Origin of the sequence: Flavobacterium chungbukense (genome assembly GCF_020805785.1) — a bacterium.
In the GTDB taxonomy this organism is placed as follows: domain Bacteria; phylum Bacteroidota; class Bacteroidia; order Flavobacteriales; family Flavobacteriaceae; genus Flavobacterium; species Flavobacterium chungbukense.
In genome coordinates, this window is record NZ_JAJGZV010000001.1 from 1 (window position 1) to 19,215 (window position 19,215).

Sequence of the window (19,215 nt, forward strand, 5' to 3'; positions counted from 1 at the left end):
CACAAGATGAGATTTCTTTTAAGGATCGTGGAAGATGACCACGTTGATAGGCTATAGATGTAAAGGCAGTAATGTCATAGTCGAGTAGTACTAATAATCCGTAAGCTTATGCACACCCTTTTCTCTCCCGTCCAAAAGACGGGAGGGAAGAAACTTTCTAAAATAGTAAATAAAACACTTTTCTTTATCTCAATATGTTAAGATATTAGCTCGACGCAGAGCAGTAACTAGTGAATAGTAAAGAGTGATTAGTGAAAAGCTAATTACTGGTAACTAAGAACTGATTACTTACAGCCTTAAGGTGGTTATTGCGGCGGGGCTCACCTCTTCCCATCCCGAACAGAGAAGTTAAGCCCGCCTGCGCAGATGGTACTGCAGTTATGTGGGAGAGTATGTCGTCGCCTTTCTTTTTAGAATCCTTCCCGATTTGTCGGGAGGGATTTTTTGTTTTATAGTGATTTTGGAAATGTATCTTCTTAAAATATAAGCGTTCAATTTTTGTTAAATTATAGTCAATTATTGGTCTTCGTTATTGATACTTTAGAATTTTAGAATTTGAATGAGTATTTTTGTATTTAAATTATTTATTTAAATATGAAGAAAAGTATTTTAATGTTGACACTTTTTGTAATTACAAGTTTAAGTGCGCAGCAACGTCCCAAATTAGTTGTAGGTATAGTAGTTGATCAGATGAAAATGGAATATTTATATCGATTTTCAGATGATTTTTCACCAAACGGTTTCAAAAGATTAATGAATGATGGTTTTACTTTCCAAAACATGCATTACAATTATATGCCTACCTACACTGCTCCTGGGCATGCTTCAATTTATACTGGTACTACGCCAGCAACTCATGGAATTGTTGGTAATGAGTGGTTCAGTAGAAGTCTAGGAAAAGAAATGTATTGTACTGATGATTCAGGTGTTAAAACGGTTGGTGACGGAACCGCAGAAGAAGGAGCCATGTCTCCTAAAAACCTTCAAAGTACTACAATTACAGATGAAGTTCGTATGGCAACCAATTTTAACGGAAAAGTAATAGGAATGAGTCTTAAAGATCGCGGTGCTATTTTACCGGCTGGTCATTTTGCAAATTGGGCATTTTGGTATAGCAAAACTGGCTCTTTTATTTCAAGTACTTTTTATGGTGAGAAATTACCTGAATGGGTGTCAGAGTTCAATAATGAAAAAAATCATCTAAAATATATCAATAAAGGTTGGGATTTATATAAACCTGCTTCTGTTTATAATGAGAGTCTTCCTGATAATAATCCGTATGAAGGTAAATTGTACGGAAGTGCTACACCAGTTTTTCCATACGATTTAAAAACAATGTATGAAAAAAATGATGCAGGAATTATTCGCGCAACTCCTTACGGAAATGATTTATTAGCTGATTTTGCAAAGAGAGCAATTGAAAAAGAGGAACTTGGAAAAGATAATATAACTGATTTCTTAACTGTTAGTTTTTCTTCTACAGATTATGTTGGCCACCTTCTTGGTCCGAGATCTATGGAACTTCAGGATACTTATTTAAGGTTAGATCAAACAATTGCTGATTTTTTAATTTATCTTGATAAAACAGTTGGTAAGGGGAATTATTTATTATTCTTAACAGCTGATCATGCTGGAGCAGAAAATGTAATTTACTTGAAAGACCGTAAATATAATGTAGATAATTATCCTTCAAAAGAAGTTAAGAAAAGCTTACAGGATTTTTCAACAAAAACTTTTGGCATTGATTTAATTCAAAATTACTCTAATTTTAATGTTTTCTTTAATAGACAAATTATAAAAGATAAGGGTTTAGAATTGGGTAAAGTAAAACAAGCTTTTAAAGAATTTTTGATTACACAACCGCAAGTAAAAAAGGTATATACAGAAGAAGAAATTTTAGCTAATGCTGGAAATGACTATTCTTTAAATTTTGTTTCAAAAGGTTATGATGTTACTCAAAATGGAGATTTAGTAATTGTGGATAAGCCTGGAGATATTGAATACTCAACTACAGGAACTTCACATGGAACTATTTATAGTTATGATACTCATGTTCCAGCTATTTTTTACGGATGGCATATTAAGAAAGGGGAATCTTATGACAAAAAAGCTATTACAGAAATAGCACCAACAATAGCTCAAAAGATAAAAGTTACTTTTCCAAATGGTACTGAAGCTAAAGTAATGACTGAAGTTTTAGAGCTAAAAAAATAGAAATACAAAAAAGTAAAAAAGCCTGTCTTTAAGACAGGTTTTTTTTTGCATAAAAAAAAAGACTTTTCAATTAAGAAAAGTCTTTATAATAGTGATTTGTAAGCACATATTTGAGTAATAGCACTATGCGTTTGCTAATACTATTTCTTCATTGAACGGCAAATTCCAAGCTTCTGCAACTCCTTTGTAAAGAATTTTTCCATTAGCTACATTTAATCCTTTTTTCAATTCTTCGTTATCTGCACATGCTTTTTCCCAACCTTTGTTTGCTAATTGTACTGCATAAGGTAAAGTAGCATTTGTTAAGGCTAATGTAGAAGTATAAGGAACGGCTCCAGGCATGTTTGCTACACAATAGTGAACGATATCATCAATAATGAAAGTTGGATTTTCGTGCGTTGTTGGAGTACAAGTTTCAATACATCCACCTTGATCTACTGCAACGTCAACCACAACAGTTCCCGGACGCATTAATTTAAGCATGTCACGAGTGATTAAGTGAGGTGCTTTTGCTCCTGGAATTAAAACTGCTCCAACAATTAAGTCAGCATCTTTAATTGCTCTAGTAATATTATAATGATTTGACATTTCTGTATTTACATTTGCAGGCATAATGTCATCTAATTGACGTAAACGTGGCAAACTTAAATCCATGATAGTAACTTGAGCTCCTAAACCAGCTGCCATCTTTGCTGCTTGTGTTCCCACGATTCCTCCTCCAAGAACTAATACTTTAGCTGGTGGTACACCTGGAACACCACCTAAAAGAATTCCTCTTCCTTTTAATGGTTTTTCAAGATATTTTGCTCCTTGTTGAATCGCCATACGACCTGCAACCTCAGACATAGGAACTAATAATGGTAAACTACGATCAGCTTTTTCAACTGTTTCATAAGCTAAACATACAGCTCCTTTTTCAAGCATTGCATGAGTTAATTCTTCTGAAGATGCAAAGTGAAAATAAGTAAATAATAATTGATCTTTTTTAATTAAAGGATATTCAGAAGCAATTGGTTCTTTTACTTTAATGATCATTTCTGCAATAGCATAAACCTCTTCAATAGTTGGTAAAATTACAGCACCAGCTTCAGCATATTCATCATCAGCAAAACCACTTCCCAAACCTGCAGTAGCTTGAACATAAACTGTATGTCCATGTTTTTTCATTTCTGAAACACCAGCTGGAGTTAAAGCAACTCTGTTTTCGTTATTTTTTATTTCTTTTGGAACACCTATTATCATCTTTTTATATTTTTTGTTTTTTATAGAAATTTGTTATTACAAATCTACAGAGAGAGAATAAATTATGGTTTAATCATTGTTAAATAAGAAAATATTATTTTATTTTTTACTTTTACAGAAAAATATTCTGTTTTTAATTAGTATTCATTCTTCAAAAAGAAAAAAAGACTAAAAAATATTAATCCAATAAAACGTTTTCGTTATGGCTTTAGATGAAATTGACAAAAAAATCTTACGTCTTTTACAGGAAGATGCGCATTACACTTTAAAAGACATTGCAAATAAAATTAATCTCTCTTTAACTCCGGTTCATGATCGAGTGAAACGTCTTGAAAAAGATGGGATTATAGAAAAATACGTAACAATTTTAGACAAGAAAAAACTCGGCAATAATCTCACCGTTTATTGCCAAGTTACACTAACAAAGCAGACGTATGATACTTCTGAAGGTTTTAATCAATCGATTTTAAATATGCCTGAAGTTGTCGAGTGTAATTATGTATCTGGGAATTTTGATTATATGTTAAAGATTATAATTCCAGATATGGAAAGTTATCATCACTTTCATCAAAAGAAATTATCTGTTTTGCCTGAGGTTTCTTTAATCAATACCGTTTTTGTAATTTCTGAAGTAAAAAGCACTACCGTTTTGCCCATTTAAAAACAAAAAACCATCAAGATAAATCTCGATGGTTTAAAGAAAAAAAGTTAGTTTGGTTGAATTAATAATAAGTATAACGTCTTACTTTGGCAATATATTTTGCTAAGCGAATTACTTGATGACTGTAACCGTATTCGTTATCATACCAAATATATAGTACAATATTTTTCCCGTCTTTAGAGACAATTGTGGCATTACTGTCATAAATGGATGGGGCAGATGTTCCAACAATATCAGAAGAAACTAATTCATTATTTAGAGAATATTTTATTTGTTCAACTAATTCACCTTCCAAAGCATATTTCTTCATCGCTTTATTTATTCCAGCAATTGACGTTGCTTTTTTTACTTCTAAATTTAAAACAACTAAAGATCCATTTGGGACAGGAACTCTGATAGCATTTGAAGTTAATTTTCCTTCTAAGGATGGTAAGGCTTTGGCAACTGCGCTTCCTGCACCAGTTTCTGTAATGACCATATTTAACGCTGCAGCTCTCCCACGGCGGTACTTTTTGTGCATGTTATCAACCAGATTTTGGTCATTTGTATAAGCATGAATGGTTTCTAAATGTCCTTTTGTTACTCCAAAAGTTTCTTCTATAACTTTTAAAACTGGAGTAATAGCATTTGTTGTGCATGATGCGGCAGAAAAAATATCAGTTTCATCTGGATTAAAATCGTTTTGATTTACTCCATATACGATATTTGGAACTCCTTTTCCGGGAGCAGTTAATAAAACTTTACTTGCGCCGTTCGATTTTAAATGTCTTTTTAAAGCTTCTTCGGTAGTAAAGGCACCAGTATTGTCAATAACTAATGCATCATTAATTTCAAATTGTGTATAATCAATTTCTTCTGGTGAATTTGCCGTAATGACATGAACCGTAGTTCCGTTAATAATTAAAGCATTATTTTTAGAATCGGCGATTACAGAACCGTGAAAATCTCCGTGAATCGAATCATAACGTAACAGAGAAGCTCGTTTCTCTAGAGTTGTAGCGTCATTTTTATCACGAGTTACAATAGCTCTCAAACGCAATTGACTTCCTTTTCCGGTTTTAGACATTAACTCTCGTGCTAACAGTCTTCCTATTCTTCCAAAACCATATAATACAACATCTCTTGGCTGAATTTCCTTTGATGATTTTGCTTTCTTAAGTTTTTCAATTACAAAGTATCTGGCATCTGGATATTTTTCATCTTCTAAACGATATTCATAAGTTAGTTTTCCAAGATCAATTTTCGCTGGTGGAAGATCTAATGATAAAACCACTTTTGCAATTTCAACCGAATCAAAAATAGTAATTGGTTTTCCAACAAATTCTCCTGCATATTGATGAAGATTGATTATGTCGCTGACATTTTTATCTAGTAATTGATTCTTAAATAAAACCATTTCGATGGATTTGTCATACCATAAGTCACTAATGATTTTAATTAATTCGACGCCAGCTCTTCTTCGGTCGACTTGTAAGGATACCTCTTTTTGGTACAAAGATTTATTGTTCATAATAGATTAAATTGAAATAATAAAACGCTCACTTATTTTATAATTTGGCGCAAAAGTATCTATTTCAATCGATTTCGTAAACTATTTTGGCATTTATTTTAAAAATAAAAAAGTCACCTTAAATTTCTTAAGATGACTTTTTTTAAGTTTTCAGTCGCGGTCTCAGTTTTCAGTTTTTTAATACTTTAAACTGATACTGAATACTGCGACTTAAATAATAATTCTGAAAATCTCTCCGTTTCTGTTGATCATTTCAATTCGAACGCTTTGACCTTCGTCTTTTTTACTTAAAAGTTTAGAAACAGTTTCAACGTTTGTGGCTTTTACATTGTCAATACTTAAAATGATATTGCCTTGCAGTTCATTTTGATATTGCATTAAATTCTCATTTGTGATGTTTTTGATTTTAACACCATAATCAATTCTGAATTTCTTTTTGTCTGCAGCATCAATATTTTCTAACTCAATTCCTTTAAATTCGGCACTGTAAAATTCATTTTTGCTTAAAGTTACAGGAACCGTTTTAGTTTTTCCGTCTTTAATATAAGTCACTTTTACAACATCGTTTGGACGTTTTGTATTGATATAACCTGACAAATCTGCATAAGTCGAAATATTTTGATCATCCAATTTTACAATAATATCACCTTTAGCCAAACCAGCTTTTTCTGCACCAGAATTTTTTGAAACTCTGTTGATGTAAAATCCTTGCGTTTCTGTAATTCCTAATTCTTTAGAGGCAGTACTATTTAATTCTCCACCTTCAACCCCAAGAATTCCTCTTTGAACATTTCCGTATTCCATAATATCCTCAATAATTTTTCGAGCAATATTTGATGGAACTGCAAAAGAATATCCAACATAAGAACCTGTCATAGATGAAATCATCGTGTTGATTCCGATTAATTCTCCTCGTGCATTTACTAACGCTCCACCGCTATTTCCAGGATTTACCGCAGCGTCGGTTTGAATGAATGACTGGATTCCGCTTTGGTCTAAATTTCTGGCTTTCGCCGAAACAATTCCAGCCGTTACTGTAGAAGTTAAGTTGTATGGGTTTCCTACTGCCAATACCCATTCTCCCACTTTTACGCTGTCAGAATTTGCGAAAGCAGTATAAGGAAGTTTTTCATCAGCATTGATTTTCAAAAGGGCAATATCCATTTTTGAATCTGTACCAATTAACTTCGCTTTGTATGATTTTTTATTGTTTAATGTAATCTCGATTTCTGTAGCATCTTTGATTACGTGATTGTTAGTCACAATATATCCGTCTTCAGAAATAATTACACCAGAACCAGTTCCTACTTGTTCTTGTTGTTGTTGCCCGCCATAGCCATAGAAAAATTCCAGCATTGGGTTGCTTACGGTTCTTCGAGAAACATTTTTTACGTGAACTACAGTGTGAATTGTTTTATCAGCGGCTTCAGTAAAATCTACTGTTTCGGCTCCTAAACCAACATTTTTTCCATATGAGTTTGGGGCAAGCGTTACAACAGAATTTCCTTTTCCAAAAAATGAATTGTTGCTTTCAAATAATAACTTGTAAGCACCAAGAGTAATAGCACCACTTAATAGCGACACTAAAAATAAGGATGAAAATCTTTTCATATTAGAATTTGTAATTAAGTTATTAGAATTTATGTCATGTATATTTAACGTAAATTTACTTCAAAAAATTATTTGTAAAAATGGTTTAACGCTCTTTAACAATGATTAACATTTCATTAATTAATAGTTTGTACTTTTGTACTTCTAACAACTAAAAAATGCAAATAGAATTTTATAAATATCAAGGTACAGGAAATGATTTTGTAATGATCGACAACCGTTCAAATTTCTTTCCAAAAGAAGATGTAAAACTTATTGAACACTTGTGTGACAGACGTTTCGGAATCGGAGCAGATGGATTAATTCTTTTAGAGAATGATTCTGAAACCGATTTTAGAATGGTGTATTACAACTCAGATGGAAACCAAAGTTCAATGTGTGGAAATGGAGGTCGTTGCTTGGTTGCTTTTGCTAATCAATTAGGTGTAATTGATGACAAAACGACTTTTATCGCAACTGACGGTTTACATCATGCTTCTGTAAATAAAGATTCGATTGTTTCTCTGCAAATGATTGACGTTAACGAAATACAAAAAAAAGATTCTTATACTTTCCTAAATACTGGTTCGCCACATCATGTTCAAATCGTAGATGATTTGGAACATTATAATGTAAAAGAAAACGGAGCAGCAATTCGTTACGGAGAATTATATGGAGAAAAAGGAAGTAATATTAATTTTGTAAAAAAGACTGATAATGATACTTTTTCTTTAAGAACCTATGAAAGAGGTGTTGAAGATGAAACTCTTGCTTGCGGAACCGGTGCTACTGCTGTTGCAATTGCTATGAATGCGACTGGGGAAACAGATAAAACTTCAATAAACTTAAATGTTGAAGGTGGAAAACTTATCGTTTCTTTTGATAAAGAAAATGATGGTTATACTAATGTTTTCTTGACAGGACCTGCCAAATTCGTATTTAAAGGAACAATTGAGATTTAATAGTTAAATCCCAAAATTTTAAATCCCAAATTCCAATCGAGATTTTAAAATCTAAAATCTGCAATCTAAAATCTAAAATATCGAAATGATAACATTAAAAGGCGATTCTATTTATCTGCGTGCACTTGAACCTCAAGATTTGGAGTTCATTTATTCGATAGAAAATGATGAGAATATTTGGCAAGTCAGCAATACACAGACTCCTTACAGCCGTTTTTTGATCAAGCAATATTTAGAAAATGCGCATCAAGATATTTACGAGGCAAAACAACTTCGTTTAGCCATTTGTCAAGATGAAGATTTTCCTGCTATCGGATTAATCGATTTATTCGATTTTGATCCGAGAAATAATAGAGCAGGAATTGGAATTGTTGTTCAAAAAGAAGAAAATCAAGGAAAAAACATTGGTTCTGAGGCTTTAGAGCTTTTGATTAAGTATTCTTTTTATAATTTAAATCTCCATCAATTGTATGCAAATATTGGTGTGCAAAATGTAGCCAGTGTCGCACTTTTTACTAAATTTGGTTTTAAGAAAATCGGAATAAAAAAAGACTGGATTTTGTATCATAACCACTACCAAGATGAAGCAATTTATCAGTTAATTAACAAACAAATTTAAATTTTAAGCTTTGAGTCTAAAAAAAATAATCACCATAAGTGCCGTAGCCATAATTTCAGTTTTATTGATTTATGGTTTTATATTAGTAAGTAAAATTTTTAGTTCTAATACTAAATTTGAAGAAAAAGAAGTATATGTTTACGTGCCAACTGACGCTAGTTATGCCGATGTAAAAAAGATTTTAGCGCCTTACGTAAAGAATTTTGACAACTTTGAAATGGTTGCTGAAAAAAGAGATTATCCGCAAAATGTTAAATCGGGCCGTTTTCTTTTAAAGAAAGACATGAATAATATTGACTTAGTTCGTGCCATGCGTTCTAACATTCCAGTTAAATTGGTTTTTAATAATCAAGAGCGTTTAGAAAACTTTGCTGGAAGAATTGGTGCAGAAATCGAAGCTGACAGCTTATCTCTTTTGAAAGCCATAAAAGATTCTACATTCTTGGCAGCAAACGGATTTAATGAAGAAAACGTTTTTGCAATGTTTATTCCAAATACTTATGAAATTTATTGGAATACTTCTGCAGAAAAATTTCGTGATAAAATGATTAAAGAATATCATAATTTCTGGACAGCTGAAAGAATTGGAAAAGCTAAGAAACAAGGTTTAACTCCAGTGCAGGCAACAATTTTAGCATCAATTGTTCATAAAGAATCAGTTAAAAAAGACGAAAGACCTCGTATTGCAGGAGTTTATTTGAATCGTTTACGTTTAGAAATGCCTTTACAAGCAGATCCAACGGTTATTTATTCTTTGAAATTAAGAGATAATAATTTCGATCAGGTTATAAAAAGAGTTTTTTATAATGATTTGGTTATGAGATCTCCGTATAATACTTATGTAAATAAAGGACTTCCTCCAGGACCAATTGCAATGCCTGATATTACGGCATTAGAAGCAGTTTTAAATCCAGAGAAAAACGATTATATCTATTTCTGTGCAAGTGTTGATCGTTTCGGATATCATGAATTTGCGGCAACTTTGGCTGAACATAATGTAAATGCAAAAAAATATTCTGACTGGATCGCAAGTCAGGGAGTAACAAGATAATTAAGTTTTCAAAATAATGAAAAACCGAAATCAATTGATTTCGGTTTTTTTTACGTTTAATATTTGCGTAAAAAATATTTTGAAGACGAAATTTATTGAATTGTTATTTTGAGTAATTTTTAAATGGAAAGTAGTAAAAATATAAACTTTTTTAGGTCTCAAATTTTATAAAATTCAAAAACTGATTTTCAAAATTAGCATAAAAACCGTTAGTTTTCCGTAGTATATTTCTTTCATTTTTAGTGAATTTGCCTAAAATTTATATAAAATTGACTTTTTTTTGACCGTAAATTTTCAATTTCACGGTTAAAAAAACGTTACCAAAATCTTTCGGAATCCATTAGTATAACAGGGATTAAAGCAGTTCTTACATTTTTGATAAAAATGTTAAAATGCTGATTAATAGCATATTTTGAAAATGTCTTATCTTTGCACCGTAGAAATTTCAAGAGGGTGACAGCGTTTTGAAGAAAAACAATTTATGATAAAGAAATGGTATTTTTATGCGAGTTTAGTCGTTATTATTACATTTTTAAGTTTGGGATTCATTCCCAATAAAATAGAAGCCAAACCTTGGTTTCTAGTTGAAAAAACAGATGGATCAGAATACATTTTTCCATCGAAAGAAAAGGATGATTATCCAACCTCAAACGTCCCATACACAGGAAATCATCTTATAGGATTTAAAGAAGCTGTAGCTTTTAAAGAATCACAAGGGAAATACAGATTAGTAAATTCTCTTGGTTACATGGGTAAATATCAATTTGGTTCTAAAGCTTTAAGAGCAATCGGAATTAATGATAATAAAGCCTTTTTAAAAGATCCTGCTCTACAAGAAAAAGCTTTCATGGCCCTACTAGCCAAAAATAAATGGATTTTGCGTAGTGAAATTCAAAAGTACGAAGGCAAAATCATCAGTGGTATTGAAATTACCGAGTCTGGAATTTTAGCGGCTGCACATTTAGGTGGCGCCGGTTCTGTAAAGAATTTTTTCAAAAACAAAGGAAGCAGACATTTTAGAGATGCTTTCGGAACTTCTTTGAAAAGCTATATGAGAGATTTTGCAGGTTACGATCTTTCTTTTATAGAAGCAGATAGTAACGCAACCGTAAACGACTAAATTAAAAGAGGTTGTTTCACAATTGGGAAACAACCTCTTTTTCTATTTTGTATGTTCTTCATGAGCTAAAACGCTATCTCAAGAACTTTAATGAGTAAGAACTGAGACTGCGACTAAAAACTTAATCTATTAAAGCTTCTAAAATTTTTATAGCCGCTTCACTGATTTTAGTTCCTGGGCCAAAAACAGCCGAAGCTCCAGCATCAAATAAAAATTGATAGTCTTGCGACGGAATTACACCGCCTACAATTACCATAATATCATCGCGTCCGTGTTTTTTTAATTCTTCAATAACTTGCGGAACCAATGTTTTATGTCCTGCTGCAAGCGAAGAAACTCCTAAAATATGGACATCATTCTCTACAGCTTGTTTAGCCGCTTCTGCAGGAGTTTGGAATAACGGACCTATATCAACATCAAAACCAACATCGGCATAACCAGTTGCTACAACTTTTGCGCCTCGATCGTGACCGTCTTGTCCCATTTTGGCAATCATAATTCTAGGGCGTCTTCCTTCTTGTTTCGCAAAAACATCAGCTAGTTGTTTTGCACGCTCAAAATTCTCGTCATTTTTTATCGCTGCACTATACACTCCGCTAAAAGATTTGATTTGTGCTTTAAAACGACCAAAAACAGTTTCCAAAGCATTACTGATTTCGCCCAGAGTTGCTCTGTTTCTAGCGGCTTCAATTGCAATTTCCAGTAAGTTTCCTTGTCCCGTTTGTGCACAAATGATTAATTTTTCTAGTGAATTATTTACTTTTTCAGCATCTCTAGTTTGTTTTATTTCCTCCAAACGCTCGACCTGCTGTTTACGAACCAATTGATTGTCAACATCCAAAATGTTTAATGGATCTTCTTTTTCTAAACGATATTGATTTACGCCAACAATAATATCTTGTCCGCTGTCAATGCGAGCTTGTTTTCTTGCTGCGGCTTCTTCAATTCGAAGTTTCGGAATTCCAGCTTCAATAGCTTTTGTCATTCCTCCCAATTCTTCGACTTCTTCAATAAGCTTCCAAGTTTTTTCTGTGATGTCATTTGTTAGACTTTCAACATAATAACTTCCCGCCCAAGGATCAACAGTTTTAGTGATCTTAGTCTCTTCTTGAAGAAAAATTTGAGTGTTGCGTGCAATTCTTGCCGAGAAATCTGTCGGAAGTGCAATTGCTTCGTCTAACGCATTTGTATGAAGCGATTGTGTTCCGCCAAAAACAGCTGCAGCAGCTTCAATACAAGTTCTCGCCACATTATTAAAAGGATCTTGTTCGGTTAAACTCCATCCGCTAGTTTGACAATGCGTTCTTAAAGTTAGAGATTTATCACTTTTGGGATTGAATTGCTGTAATAATTTTGCCCAAATCATACGACCGGCTCTCATTTTAGCAATTTCCATAAAATGATTCATTCCAATTGCCCAAAAGAAAGATAAGCGAGGAGCAAACTCATCAATTGTCATTCCTGTTGATAATCCAGTTCTAATATATTCTAAGCCATCGGCTAAAGTATAAGCCAATTCAATATCAGCAGTTGCTCCGGCTTCTTGCATGTGGTAACCAGAAATAGAGATAGAATTGAATTTTGGCATTTTTTTGCTTGTAAATTCAAATATATCGGCAATTATTTTCATGGAAGGAGTTGGCGGATAGATATAGGTATTTCGCACCATAAACTCCTTTAAAATATCGTTTTGAATTGTTCCAGCCAGTTTTTCGGGACTTACACCTTGTTCTTCTGCGGCAACAATATAAAAAGCCATAATAGGTAAAACGGCTCCATTCATAGTCATGGAAACTGACATTTCATCTAACGGAATCTGATCAAAAAGCACTTTCATGTCTTCTACAGAATCGATTGCTACACCCGCTTTTCCGACATCGCCAACAACTCTTTCGTGATCCGAATCGTAACCACGATGAGTTGGTAAATCGAAAGCAATCGAAAGTCCTTTTTGTCCTGCCGCTAAATTTTTTCTATAAAAAGCATTACTTTCTTCTGCTGTAGAAAATCCCGCATATTGACGAATCGTCCACGGACGTCTTACGTACATTGTAGCGTATGGACCGCGTAAATTAGGTGCAAAACCTGCTCCAAAATCAAGAAATTCTAAATCTTTTATATCTTTCTCAGAATAGTTTTTTTTGATTTCGATTCCTTCGGCTGTTGTGAAGTTTTGAGTTATATCCCGAAGCTTCGGGACTGAGTTAGGACTCAAATCGCTTAACGTCTCACTTTTAACTTCTAACTTTATATGTTTAAGGTCTTTTCTCAATTGTAAGATGTGTTATTTAAAAATGGTTCAATTCGCTATTTCTTGACGTATGGAAAATAGATTTTATAACAATAGAGTTTTCATAGATAGAATAATGTATAGCGTATGGAAAAGTTTTAAAAAATATTATTCTGATATTATCGTATTTTAGTTGAAACAAAAAGGGATCATTTTGAATAATAGCTATACTTTTTTTAAAAGAATCATTAAATCTGATAGCTAATTTTGGATTTATGTTTTTGTAAAATAATAATGATTCTTTATAATCCGCTTTAGCTTCTTCAAGAATAACTATTTTATAACTCATCTTCGATTTCTTTTAAAAAATCATCAATGGCAGTAACATTTTTTTGGTTTTTTAAGTAGTTTTCTGTTCTTTCTCTAACTTGATCAATTTGCCATTGAGGAATTTGATATTCATCATTTTGGACTGGTAAGATAATTACTTCTACTTTATCTGCTGTAAAATCATCCGGCAAGACAACTGTTACAGAATGATTTTTAACGGATATAATTTGTCTAATGGCTTCCATAATTATTTAGTTTTTATTAAATATAACGAATTGAAATTGGTTTTATTCAAGTTCCAATCTTTCTTGCTCCATCTTCTCAGCTAATCTTTTTTCGATTATGGGAGTAATTAATGTTTTTCTTGGTTTGATTTTGACGAAAGGAAACAATTCTAAATCGTGTTTCATTCTGTCTTCTTTGTTTGGGTATTTGTTTGTTCCCAAAAGAACTTCTTTCTTAGAATCGAATAATTCTTGTTCTTTGCTGGCACTTTCTTGAATTTTCTTTTTGATTGTGCCATCGTTTAAAAGTTTCAAGAATCCTCCGTTTGCTTCGATATCTTTAAATAAATTCAAACTTTTTTCAGCCAATTGCATCGTTAAACTTTCGATGTAATAACTTCCGTCGGCTGGATTGTTTACTTTGTCAAAATAACTTTCGTGCTTTAAAATCAGAAGCTGATTTCTGGCAATTCGATCGCCAAATTCATTGTCTTTGTGATATAAAGCGTCGTAAGGTAAATTGGCAATTGCATCTGCACCGCCTAAAATTGCCGACATACATTCGGTTGTCGTACGAAGCATGTTGACATTATAATCGTAAATTGTTTTGTTTCGCTTTGTTGGCGTTACCAAAAAATGACATTTTAATTTTGAATTATATTCTACTGCAATTAAATCAAAAAGCATTGTTAGCGCACGAAGTTTAGCAATTTCGAAGAAATAATTGGTTCCAACTGCTATTTGAAAAACAATAGGTTTTGAAAAATCAGAGAAACGATTTAAATATTCGTTTGCATGTGCTAAACTATAAGCAATTTGTTGCGTAATATTTGCTCCAGAATTTTGGTATAAACCTAAATCTACACTCAGTAGATTTAAATTGGTTGTGTTTTTAAAAAGTAAATCTAAAGTTTCAAAATTGTTTTTCTCTGAAGTTGTAAACCAATTTCCATCTTTTGCTAATTGTCCGATTGGATCAAAATTGCAATAAAATTGCGCTTTCTTCTGAATAGAAATTGTGTCTAATTTTTTAACGAAATCGATTGAGATAAAATTTAAATTAAAGTAAACGATTTTGTTTTCTAAAGGAAGATTCTCTAGTAATTTTTGAACATCAATTTTATCATTTTCAATTGTAAAACGTAGACTTTCTGCGCCTCTTTGTAAAGTATTTAAAGCACGTTCGATAGATTTTTCTACATCGAAAACAAAGATGTTTTGGCAGATTTTAAAATCTGAGGCTTGTGTATTTACATTTGCTGCTTTTGTAAATTCATCACTATGATAAAAAGGCTTTACCTGAATATCTTCTGGAGAATTCCAAATAACTGTTTGATTGTAATCGGCTCCATCTAATTCAAACTGAATTTTTTGTTTCCATTGTTTGGATGAAATCGGATTAAAATCGTCGAATAGGTTAGTGGCCATTGTATTTTGTTTGATTATTCTTTTTCTTGGATGGTGTCTCCTTCAAATTGTATAATGTAAATATCCTCGCTGTCTTTTTTCATAAAATACTTTTCACGGGCGTATTTTTCAATTTGTTCTGGATTTTTGAGCTGTTTAATTTGCTCTTGATCTTTTTTGATTTCTTCCTGATAATATTTCTTATTGTCTTTAAGTTCATTGATTTGTTCATCTAAAAAGCGATGATCAAAATAAGAGTAATTGTCTAAAAATAACATCCAAACAATAAAAAACAACAAAACCCAAACGTATTTGTTTCCTAGGTACTTAAACCATTTTTTGTCTTTATATGGATTTTTAAATTTCATTTTTAAACGAATATTTCTTTTGAATATGATTGGTCTTTCTAGTCCCGATAGTCCCGAAGTTTCGGGAGAAAATCCTTTTGTGTCTCGTTAAAGAAACAAGACACAAAAGATTACTTTACTTAATTTTATTTCAATCGGAGTTCAATGAACTTCGTTTGTAACGTATAGCGGGAAATAGCTCCTAATTATTATGGTTTAAATTTACGATAAAAATTATAAAATTCTCTGATTAATTACGGCACGAACCACATCAATTGCTACTGTATTGTATTTGTCATTTGGAATAATAATATCTGCAAATGCTTTAGTAGGTTCAATAAATTGCTCATGCATAGGTTTTAAGGTGGTTTGGTAACGGTTTAAAACCTCGTCGATATCACGTCCGCGTTCAGAAATATCTCTCTTTAATCGACGAATTAATCTTTCGTCAGAATCGGCGTGAACATATACTTTGATGTCAAAAAGTTCTCTTAATTCTTGATTTGTCAAAATTAAAATTCCTTCCACAATCATTACTTTTCTTGGATGTGTTGAAATTGTATCGTCGGTTCTGTTATGCTGAATGAATGAATAAACTGGCTGATCGATAGTTTCACCCGCTTTTAAAGCTTTAAGATGTTTTACCAATAGTTCAAAATCGATAGCACGAGGGTGATCAAAATTGATTAGTGCTCTCTCGTCAAAAGACAAGTTATGGTTTTCTTTGTAATACGAATCTTGAGAAATCACTCCAACTTCTGTGTCTGGCAATTCATTCATGATTTGGTGTACTACTGTTGTTTTTCCACTTCCTGTTCCTCCTGCAATTCCTATAATGAGCATAAATTTGATGTTATAATTTGTTTGGCAAAAATAATAATTTAACTGAATTGAATAAACATATTACTGTATTTAACCATATAAGCAATGTTAGTAAATTTAAGACTCAAAATATTTAAGTAAAACGTTACTTAACTGAACTTATATAGCTTATATGGTTAAAATAAAAAAAAATCCCGAAAGCAAACCTTCGGGATTTCGTGCAATCAGTATAGTTTTAAAAAAATATTCTGAATTTAGTAAGCACTTGTAATTATTTATTCTTTTTTGCTTTTATCATCATTTCAAGCTGATCCCAAAGTTCTTCTGGAATTGCTTCTAATAAGTTAAACTGTCCAGCACCTTTCAGCCATTCGCCTCCGTCTATTGTAATTACATCTCCATTGATATAAGACGAAAAATCAGAAACTAAATAAGCGGCCAAATTGGCTAATTCTTGGTGATCTCCAACTCTTTTTAATGGCACTTTTTTCGCCATGTCAAATTTTTCAGAGAGATCTCCTGGCAATAATCTGTCCCAAGCTCCTTTTGTAGGGAATGGCCCAGGTGCAATCGCGTTAGAGCGAATTCCGTATTTTGCCCATTCTACCGCAAGGCTTCTTGTCATTGCTAAAACTCCTGCTTTTGCTGTAGCACTAGGAACAACATAAGCAGATCCAGTCCAGGCATAAGTGGTAACAATATTTAAAATTGTTGCCGAAGTTTGTTTCGTATCAATCCAATGTTTTCCAAAGGCCAATGTACAGTTTTTTGAACCCTTAAGTACAATGTCTATAACAGTGTCAAATGCATTTGCTGATAGTCTTTCTGTCGGCGAAATAAAATTTCCTGCCGCATTATTTAAAAGAACGTCTACTTTTCCGAAAGCTTTTAAAACTTCCTGAAGCATATTTTCGACTTCCTCATAATGACGTACATCACATTGTAAAGGAAGACATTTACCTCCAGTTTGGCTTTCTAATTCGGCAGCTGTAGTTTTTAACTTGTCTAAATCTCTAGAAGTTATGGCTACTTGAGCTCCTAATTCGAGAAAATATTTAGTCATAGCTTTACCTAAACCACTTCCGCCGCCTGTAACGACAATGACTTTGCCTTGTAAAGCATCATCACGTAACATTTTATCTGTGTAGCTCATACTTTTTTCTTTTTTGCAATATTAATTAAATAAAATAGGATGCATGCATAATAATGTTATAAAATTTCAAAAAAAATTATATTTGACATAGTTTTTTTGCTGCTGAATCCAAAGTAAAGTCATCTTTTGCAAAGCAAAAACGGATTAATTTCTGGTCTTTATGGTCGGAATAAAATGTAGAAATAGGAATTGCAGCAACGCCATGATCGATAATTAGGTTTTTGCAGAAAGTAACATCGTCTTCGTTTGAAATCTTAGCATAAGAAGCCACTTGAAAATAAGTTCCTTCGCATGGTTTCAATTCAAATCGGCTGTTTTGTAGTAATTTTTGAAAATAATCTCTTTTTTCTTGATAGAATTTTCCAAGTAAATTTACATTTACAACATCTAAATATTCGCTGATTGCAAATTGTGAAATGCTGTTGACGCTGAAGACCAAAAATTGATGTACTTTTTTGATTTCTTTCATTAAATATTCTGGTGCAATGGTATAACCAATTTTCCATCCAGTAATATGAAATGATTTTCCGAAAGAAGAAACCATTACACAACGATCTAAAAGAAAACTTTTAGTATGCGCTGAAATATGTTTTTCTTCGAAAGTAATGTATTCGTAAACTTCATCAGATAAAACGATAATGTCGGGATATTTCTCAAGAAGGTTTTTTAACTGAAAAAAATCATTTTCAGTTAAAATTTTTCCCGTCGGATTATGCGGATTATTAATTATCATCATCCTGCTTTTTGCAGAACAAGCTTTTTCTATCGTCTTCCAATTAGGAGTATAATCATCGTTTAATGCAACTCGAATAGGTTTCGCTTTGCAAAGTAAAACAGGTGATTCATAAGAATCATAACTTGGATCAAGAATAATTACTTCGTCATTTTCTTTTACTAAAGCCAAAATTGAAGTAAAAATTCCTTGTGTTGCGCCCGCTGTCACCAAAAGTTCTAAATCAGGATTGATTGTTCTGTTATAAGAACTCTGAATTAATTTTGCAATTTTATTCATCAATGGTGGATAACCTGCCATTGGTGTATATTGATGGACGTTTTCTTTTGCTAATTTGGCAACTATATCTGACAATCTTTCATCTACAGGAAAATTTGGAAATCCCTGAGAAAGATTTATGGCATTGTATTCAGCTGCCATTTTTGACATTACCGTGAAAATGCTTGTGGTTACGTTTGGGAGTTTACTCATGATAAAGTGATTAGGGAAAGGCAAGAATTAAATCTTATATCTGTACAGGAATTACAATTGAATACAAGGTTCTAACTTCTTTACCTTTTTGTTTTCCAGGTTTCCATTTAGGAGATAATTTTAAAACTCTTATTAATTCTTTTCCAGTGCCAAATCCAATATCTCGGAGAACTTTTATATCGCTTAATGATCCATCTTTTTCAATAATAAATGTAGCGAATAGTTTTCCTTGGTGAGTTGGCTTTTTATTTGATTTTTTATAGTTGTCGTCTATAAATTGATAAAGTTTTACTTTTCCTCCCGGAAAGCTAGGAAGAATTTCTAATCCGGCACTATTATAAACGTGATTTTCATCAAAAATGATTTCTTCCTCTTCATAATTTTTTAGATTATCTTTTAAATTATCTCGCGTTTTTTTACCTTCTTTATTTTGGCAAAGTGTAGTTTGAGTGATGAAAATTAAAATAAGAATTGAAAATTTTTTCATAATTATGATTTTAAAATTACCTGAAACTACATTTTAGGTGGC

Annotated in this window: 18 protein-coding genes and 2 rRNA genes; 8 read left to right on the forward strand and 12 right to left on the reverse strand. The window is 32.4% G+C overall.

Annotation, left to right across the window (positions count from 1 at the left end; translation table 11 throughout):
- From LL966_RS00005 to pafA, 3 genes are all read left to right on the forward strand, one after another.
- Nucleotides 1–114 (forward strand): 23S ribosomal RNA (locus tag LL966_RS00005); the annotation flags it as partial.
- Nucleotides 115–297: 183 nt separating this feature from the next.
- Nucleotides 298–407: ribosomal RNA gene (gene rrf / locus LL966_RS00010) — 5S ribosomal RNA — on the forward strand.
- Between the two features lie 187 nt (nucleotides 408–594).
- Nucleotides 595–2,214 (forward strand): alkaline phosphatase PafA, encoded by a 1,620-nt coding sequence (gene pafA / locus LL966_RS00015; RefSeq protein WP_229348962.1) that lies wholly within the window; start codon nucleotides 595–597, stop codon nucleotides 2,212–2,214.
- A gap of 123 nt (nucleotides 2,215–2,337) precedes the next feature.
- On the opposite strand, the gene ald is transcribed toward pafA, so the two are convergent.
- Complete coding sequence (gene ald / locus LL966_RS00020; RefSeq protein WP_229348965.1) at nucleotides 2,338–3,456, reverse strand: alanine dehydrogenase; 1,119 nt, start codon at nucleotides 3,454–3,456, stop codon at nucleotides 2,338–2,340.
- Nucleotides 3,457–3,658: 202 nt separating this feature from the next.
- On the opposite strand from ald, the gene LL966_RS00025 reads away from it, so the two are divergent.
- Nucleotides 3,659–4,117, forward strand: a complete 459-nt coding sequence (locus tag LL966_RS00025) for an Lrp/AsnC family transcriptional regulator (protein ID WP_229348968.1) — start codon at nucleotides 3,659–3,661, stop codon at nucleotides 4,115–4,117.
- A 61-nt stretch (nucleotides 4,118–4,178) separates the two neighbouring features.
- Here LL966_RS00025 and LL966_RS00030 read toward each other — a convergent pair whose 3' ends face one another.
- Both LL966_RS00030 and LL966_RS00035 read right to left on the reverse strand, forming a co-directional pair.
- The gene (locus tag LL966_RS00030) at nucleotides 4,179–5,627 is read right to left on the reverse strand and encodes a glyceraldehyde-3-phosphate dehydrogenase (RefSeq protein WP_229348972.1); all 1,449 of its coding nucleotides are present in this window, start codon (nucleotides 5,625–5,627) and stop codon (nucleotides 4,179–4,181) included.
- Nucleotides 5,628–5,837: 210 nt separating this feature from the next.
- The gene (locus LL966_RS00035) at nucleotides 5,838–7,238 is read right to left on the reverse strand and encodes a Do family serine endopeptidase (RefSeq protein WP_229348975.1); all 1,401 of its coding nucleotides are present in this window, start codon (nucleotides 7,236–7,238) and stop codon (nucleotides 5,838–5,840) included.
- 158 nt (nucleotides 7,239–7,396) lie between these two features.
- Here LL966_RS00035 and dapF point away from each other — a divergent pair, with 158 nt between their 5' ends.
- The 4 genes from dapF (at nucleotide 7,397) to LL966_RS00055 (ending at nucleotide 10,969) form a co-directional block, all read left to right on the forward strand.
- Nucleotides 7,397–8,179, forward strand: coding sequence for a diaminopimelate epimerase (gene dapF, locus LL966_RS00040; protein WP_229348978.1), 783 nt, complete (start codon nucleotides 7,397–7,399; stop codon nucleotides 8,177–8,179).
- A gap of 85 nt (nucleotides 8,180–8,264) precedes the next feature.
- Entirely contained in the window at nucleotides 8,265–8,798 is a 534-nt protein-coding gene (locus LL966_RS00045; RefSeq protein WP_229348981.1) for a GNAT family N-acetyltransferase, read from the forward strand.
- Between the two features lie 10 nt (nucleotides 8,799–8,808).
- Nucleotides 8,809–9,849 carry an endolytic transglycosylase MltG gene (gene mltG / locus LL966_RS00050; RefSeq protein WP_229348984.1) on the forward strand — a complete coding sequence of 347 codons (1,041 nt, stop codon included), beginning with the start codon at nucleotides 8,809–8,811 and terminating at the stop codon, nucleotides 9,847–9,849.
- Between the two features lie 481 nt (nucleotides 9,850–10,330).
- Entirely contained in the window at nucleotides 10,331–10,969 is a 639-nt protein-coding gene (locus tag LL966_RS00055; protein ID WP_229348987.1) for a peptidoglycan-binding protein LysM, read from the forward strand.
- A gap of 121 nt (nucleotides 10,970–11,090) precedes the next feature.
- Here the strand turns inward: LL966_RS00055 and scpA are convergent, their stop codons facing one another.
- The 9 genes from scpA to LL966_RS00100 all read right to left on the reverse strand — a co-directional run bounded on the left by scpA (nucleotide 11,091) and on the right by LL966_RS00100 (nucleotide 19,173).
- Nucleotides 11,091–13,184, reverse strand: a complete 2,094-nt coding sequence (gene scpA, locus LL966_RS00060; RefSeq protein ID WP_394799448.1) for a methylmalonyl-CoA mutase — start codon at nucleotides 13,182–13,184, stop codon at nucleotides 11,091–11,093.
- Between the two features lie 73 nt (nucleotides 13,185–13,257).
- Nucleotides 13,258–13,548, reverse strand: coding sequence for a type II toxin-antitoxin system RelE/ParE family toxin (locus LL966_RS00065; protein WP_229348993.1), 291 nt, complete (start codon nucleotides 13,546–13,548; stop codon nucleotides 13,258–13,260).
- Nucleotides 13,538–13,774 (reverse strand): hypothetical protein, encoded by a 237-nt coding sequence (locus LL966_RS00070; RefSeq protein WP_229348996.1) that lies wholly within the window; start codon nucleotides 13,772–13,774, stop codon nucleotides 13,538–13,540. Before LL966_RS00070 ends, LL966_RS00065 begins: the two co-directional genes overlap by 11 nt.
- Nucleotides 13,775–13,816: 42 nt before the next feature.
- Nucleotides 13,817–15,181 (reverse strand): methylmalonyl-CoA mutase subunit beta, encoded by a 1,365-nt coding sequence (locus tag LL966_RS00075; RefSeq protein ID WP_229348998.1) that lies wholly within the window; start codon nucleotides 15,179–15,181, stop codon nucleotides 13,817–13,819.
- A gap of 14 nt (nucleotides 15,182–15,195) precedes the next feature.
- On the reverse strand, nucleotides 15,196–15,528 hold the full coding sequence (locus LL966_RS00080; RefSeq protein WP_229349000.1) for an FtsB family cell division protein: 333 nt from the start codon (nucleotides 15,526–15,528) through the stop codon (nucleotides 15,196–15,198).
- A 213-nt stretch (nucleotides 15,529–15,741) separates the two neighbouring features.
- Entirely contained in the window at nucleotides 15,742–16,350 is a 609-nt protein-coding gene (udk, locus tag LL966_RS00085; protein ID WP_229349002.1) for a uridine kinase, read from the reverse strand.
- 250 nt (nucleotides 16,351–16,600) lie between these two features.
- Complete coding sequence (locus tag LL966_RS00090; protein ID WP_229349003.1) at nucleotides 16,601–17,482, reverse strand: SDR family oxidoreductase; 882 nt, start codon at nucleotides 17,480–17,482, stop codon at nucleotides 16,601–16,603.
- 76 nt (nucleotides 17,483–17,558) lie between these two features.
- Nucleotides 17,559–18,686 carry a methionine aminotransferase gene (locus tag LL966_RS00095; RefSeq protein ID WP_229349005.1) on the reverse strand — a complete coding sequence of 376 codons (1,128 nt, stop codon included), beginning with the start codon at nucleotides 18,684–18,686 and terminating at the stop codon, nucleotides 17,559–17,561.
- Between the two features lie 34 nt (nucleotides 18,687–18,720).
- A complete protein-coding gene (locus LL966_RS00100) occupies nucleotides 18,721–19,173 on the reverse strand; it encodes an energy transducer TonB (RefSeq protein ID WP_229349007.1) in 453 nt (150 codons plus the stop codon).
- Nucleotides 19,174–19,215: the final 42 nt, after the last annotated feature.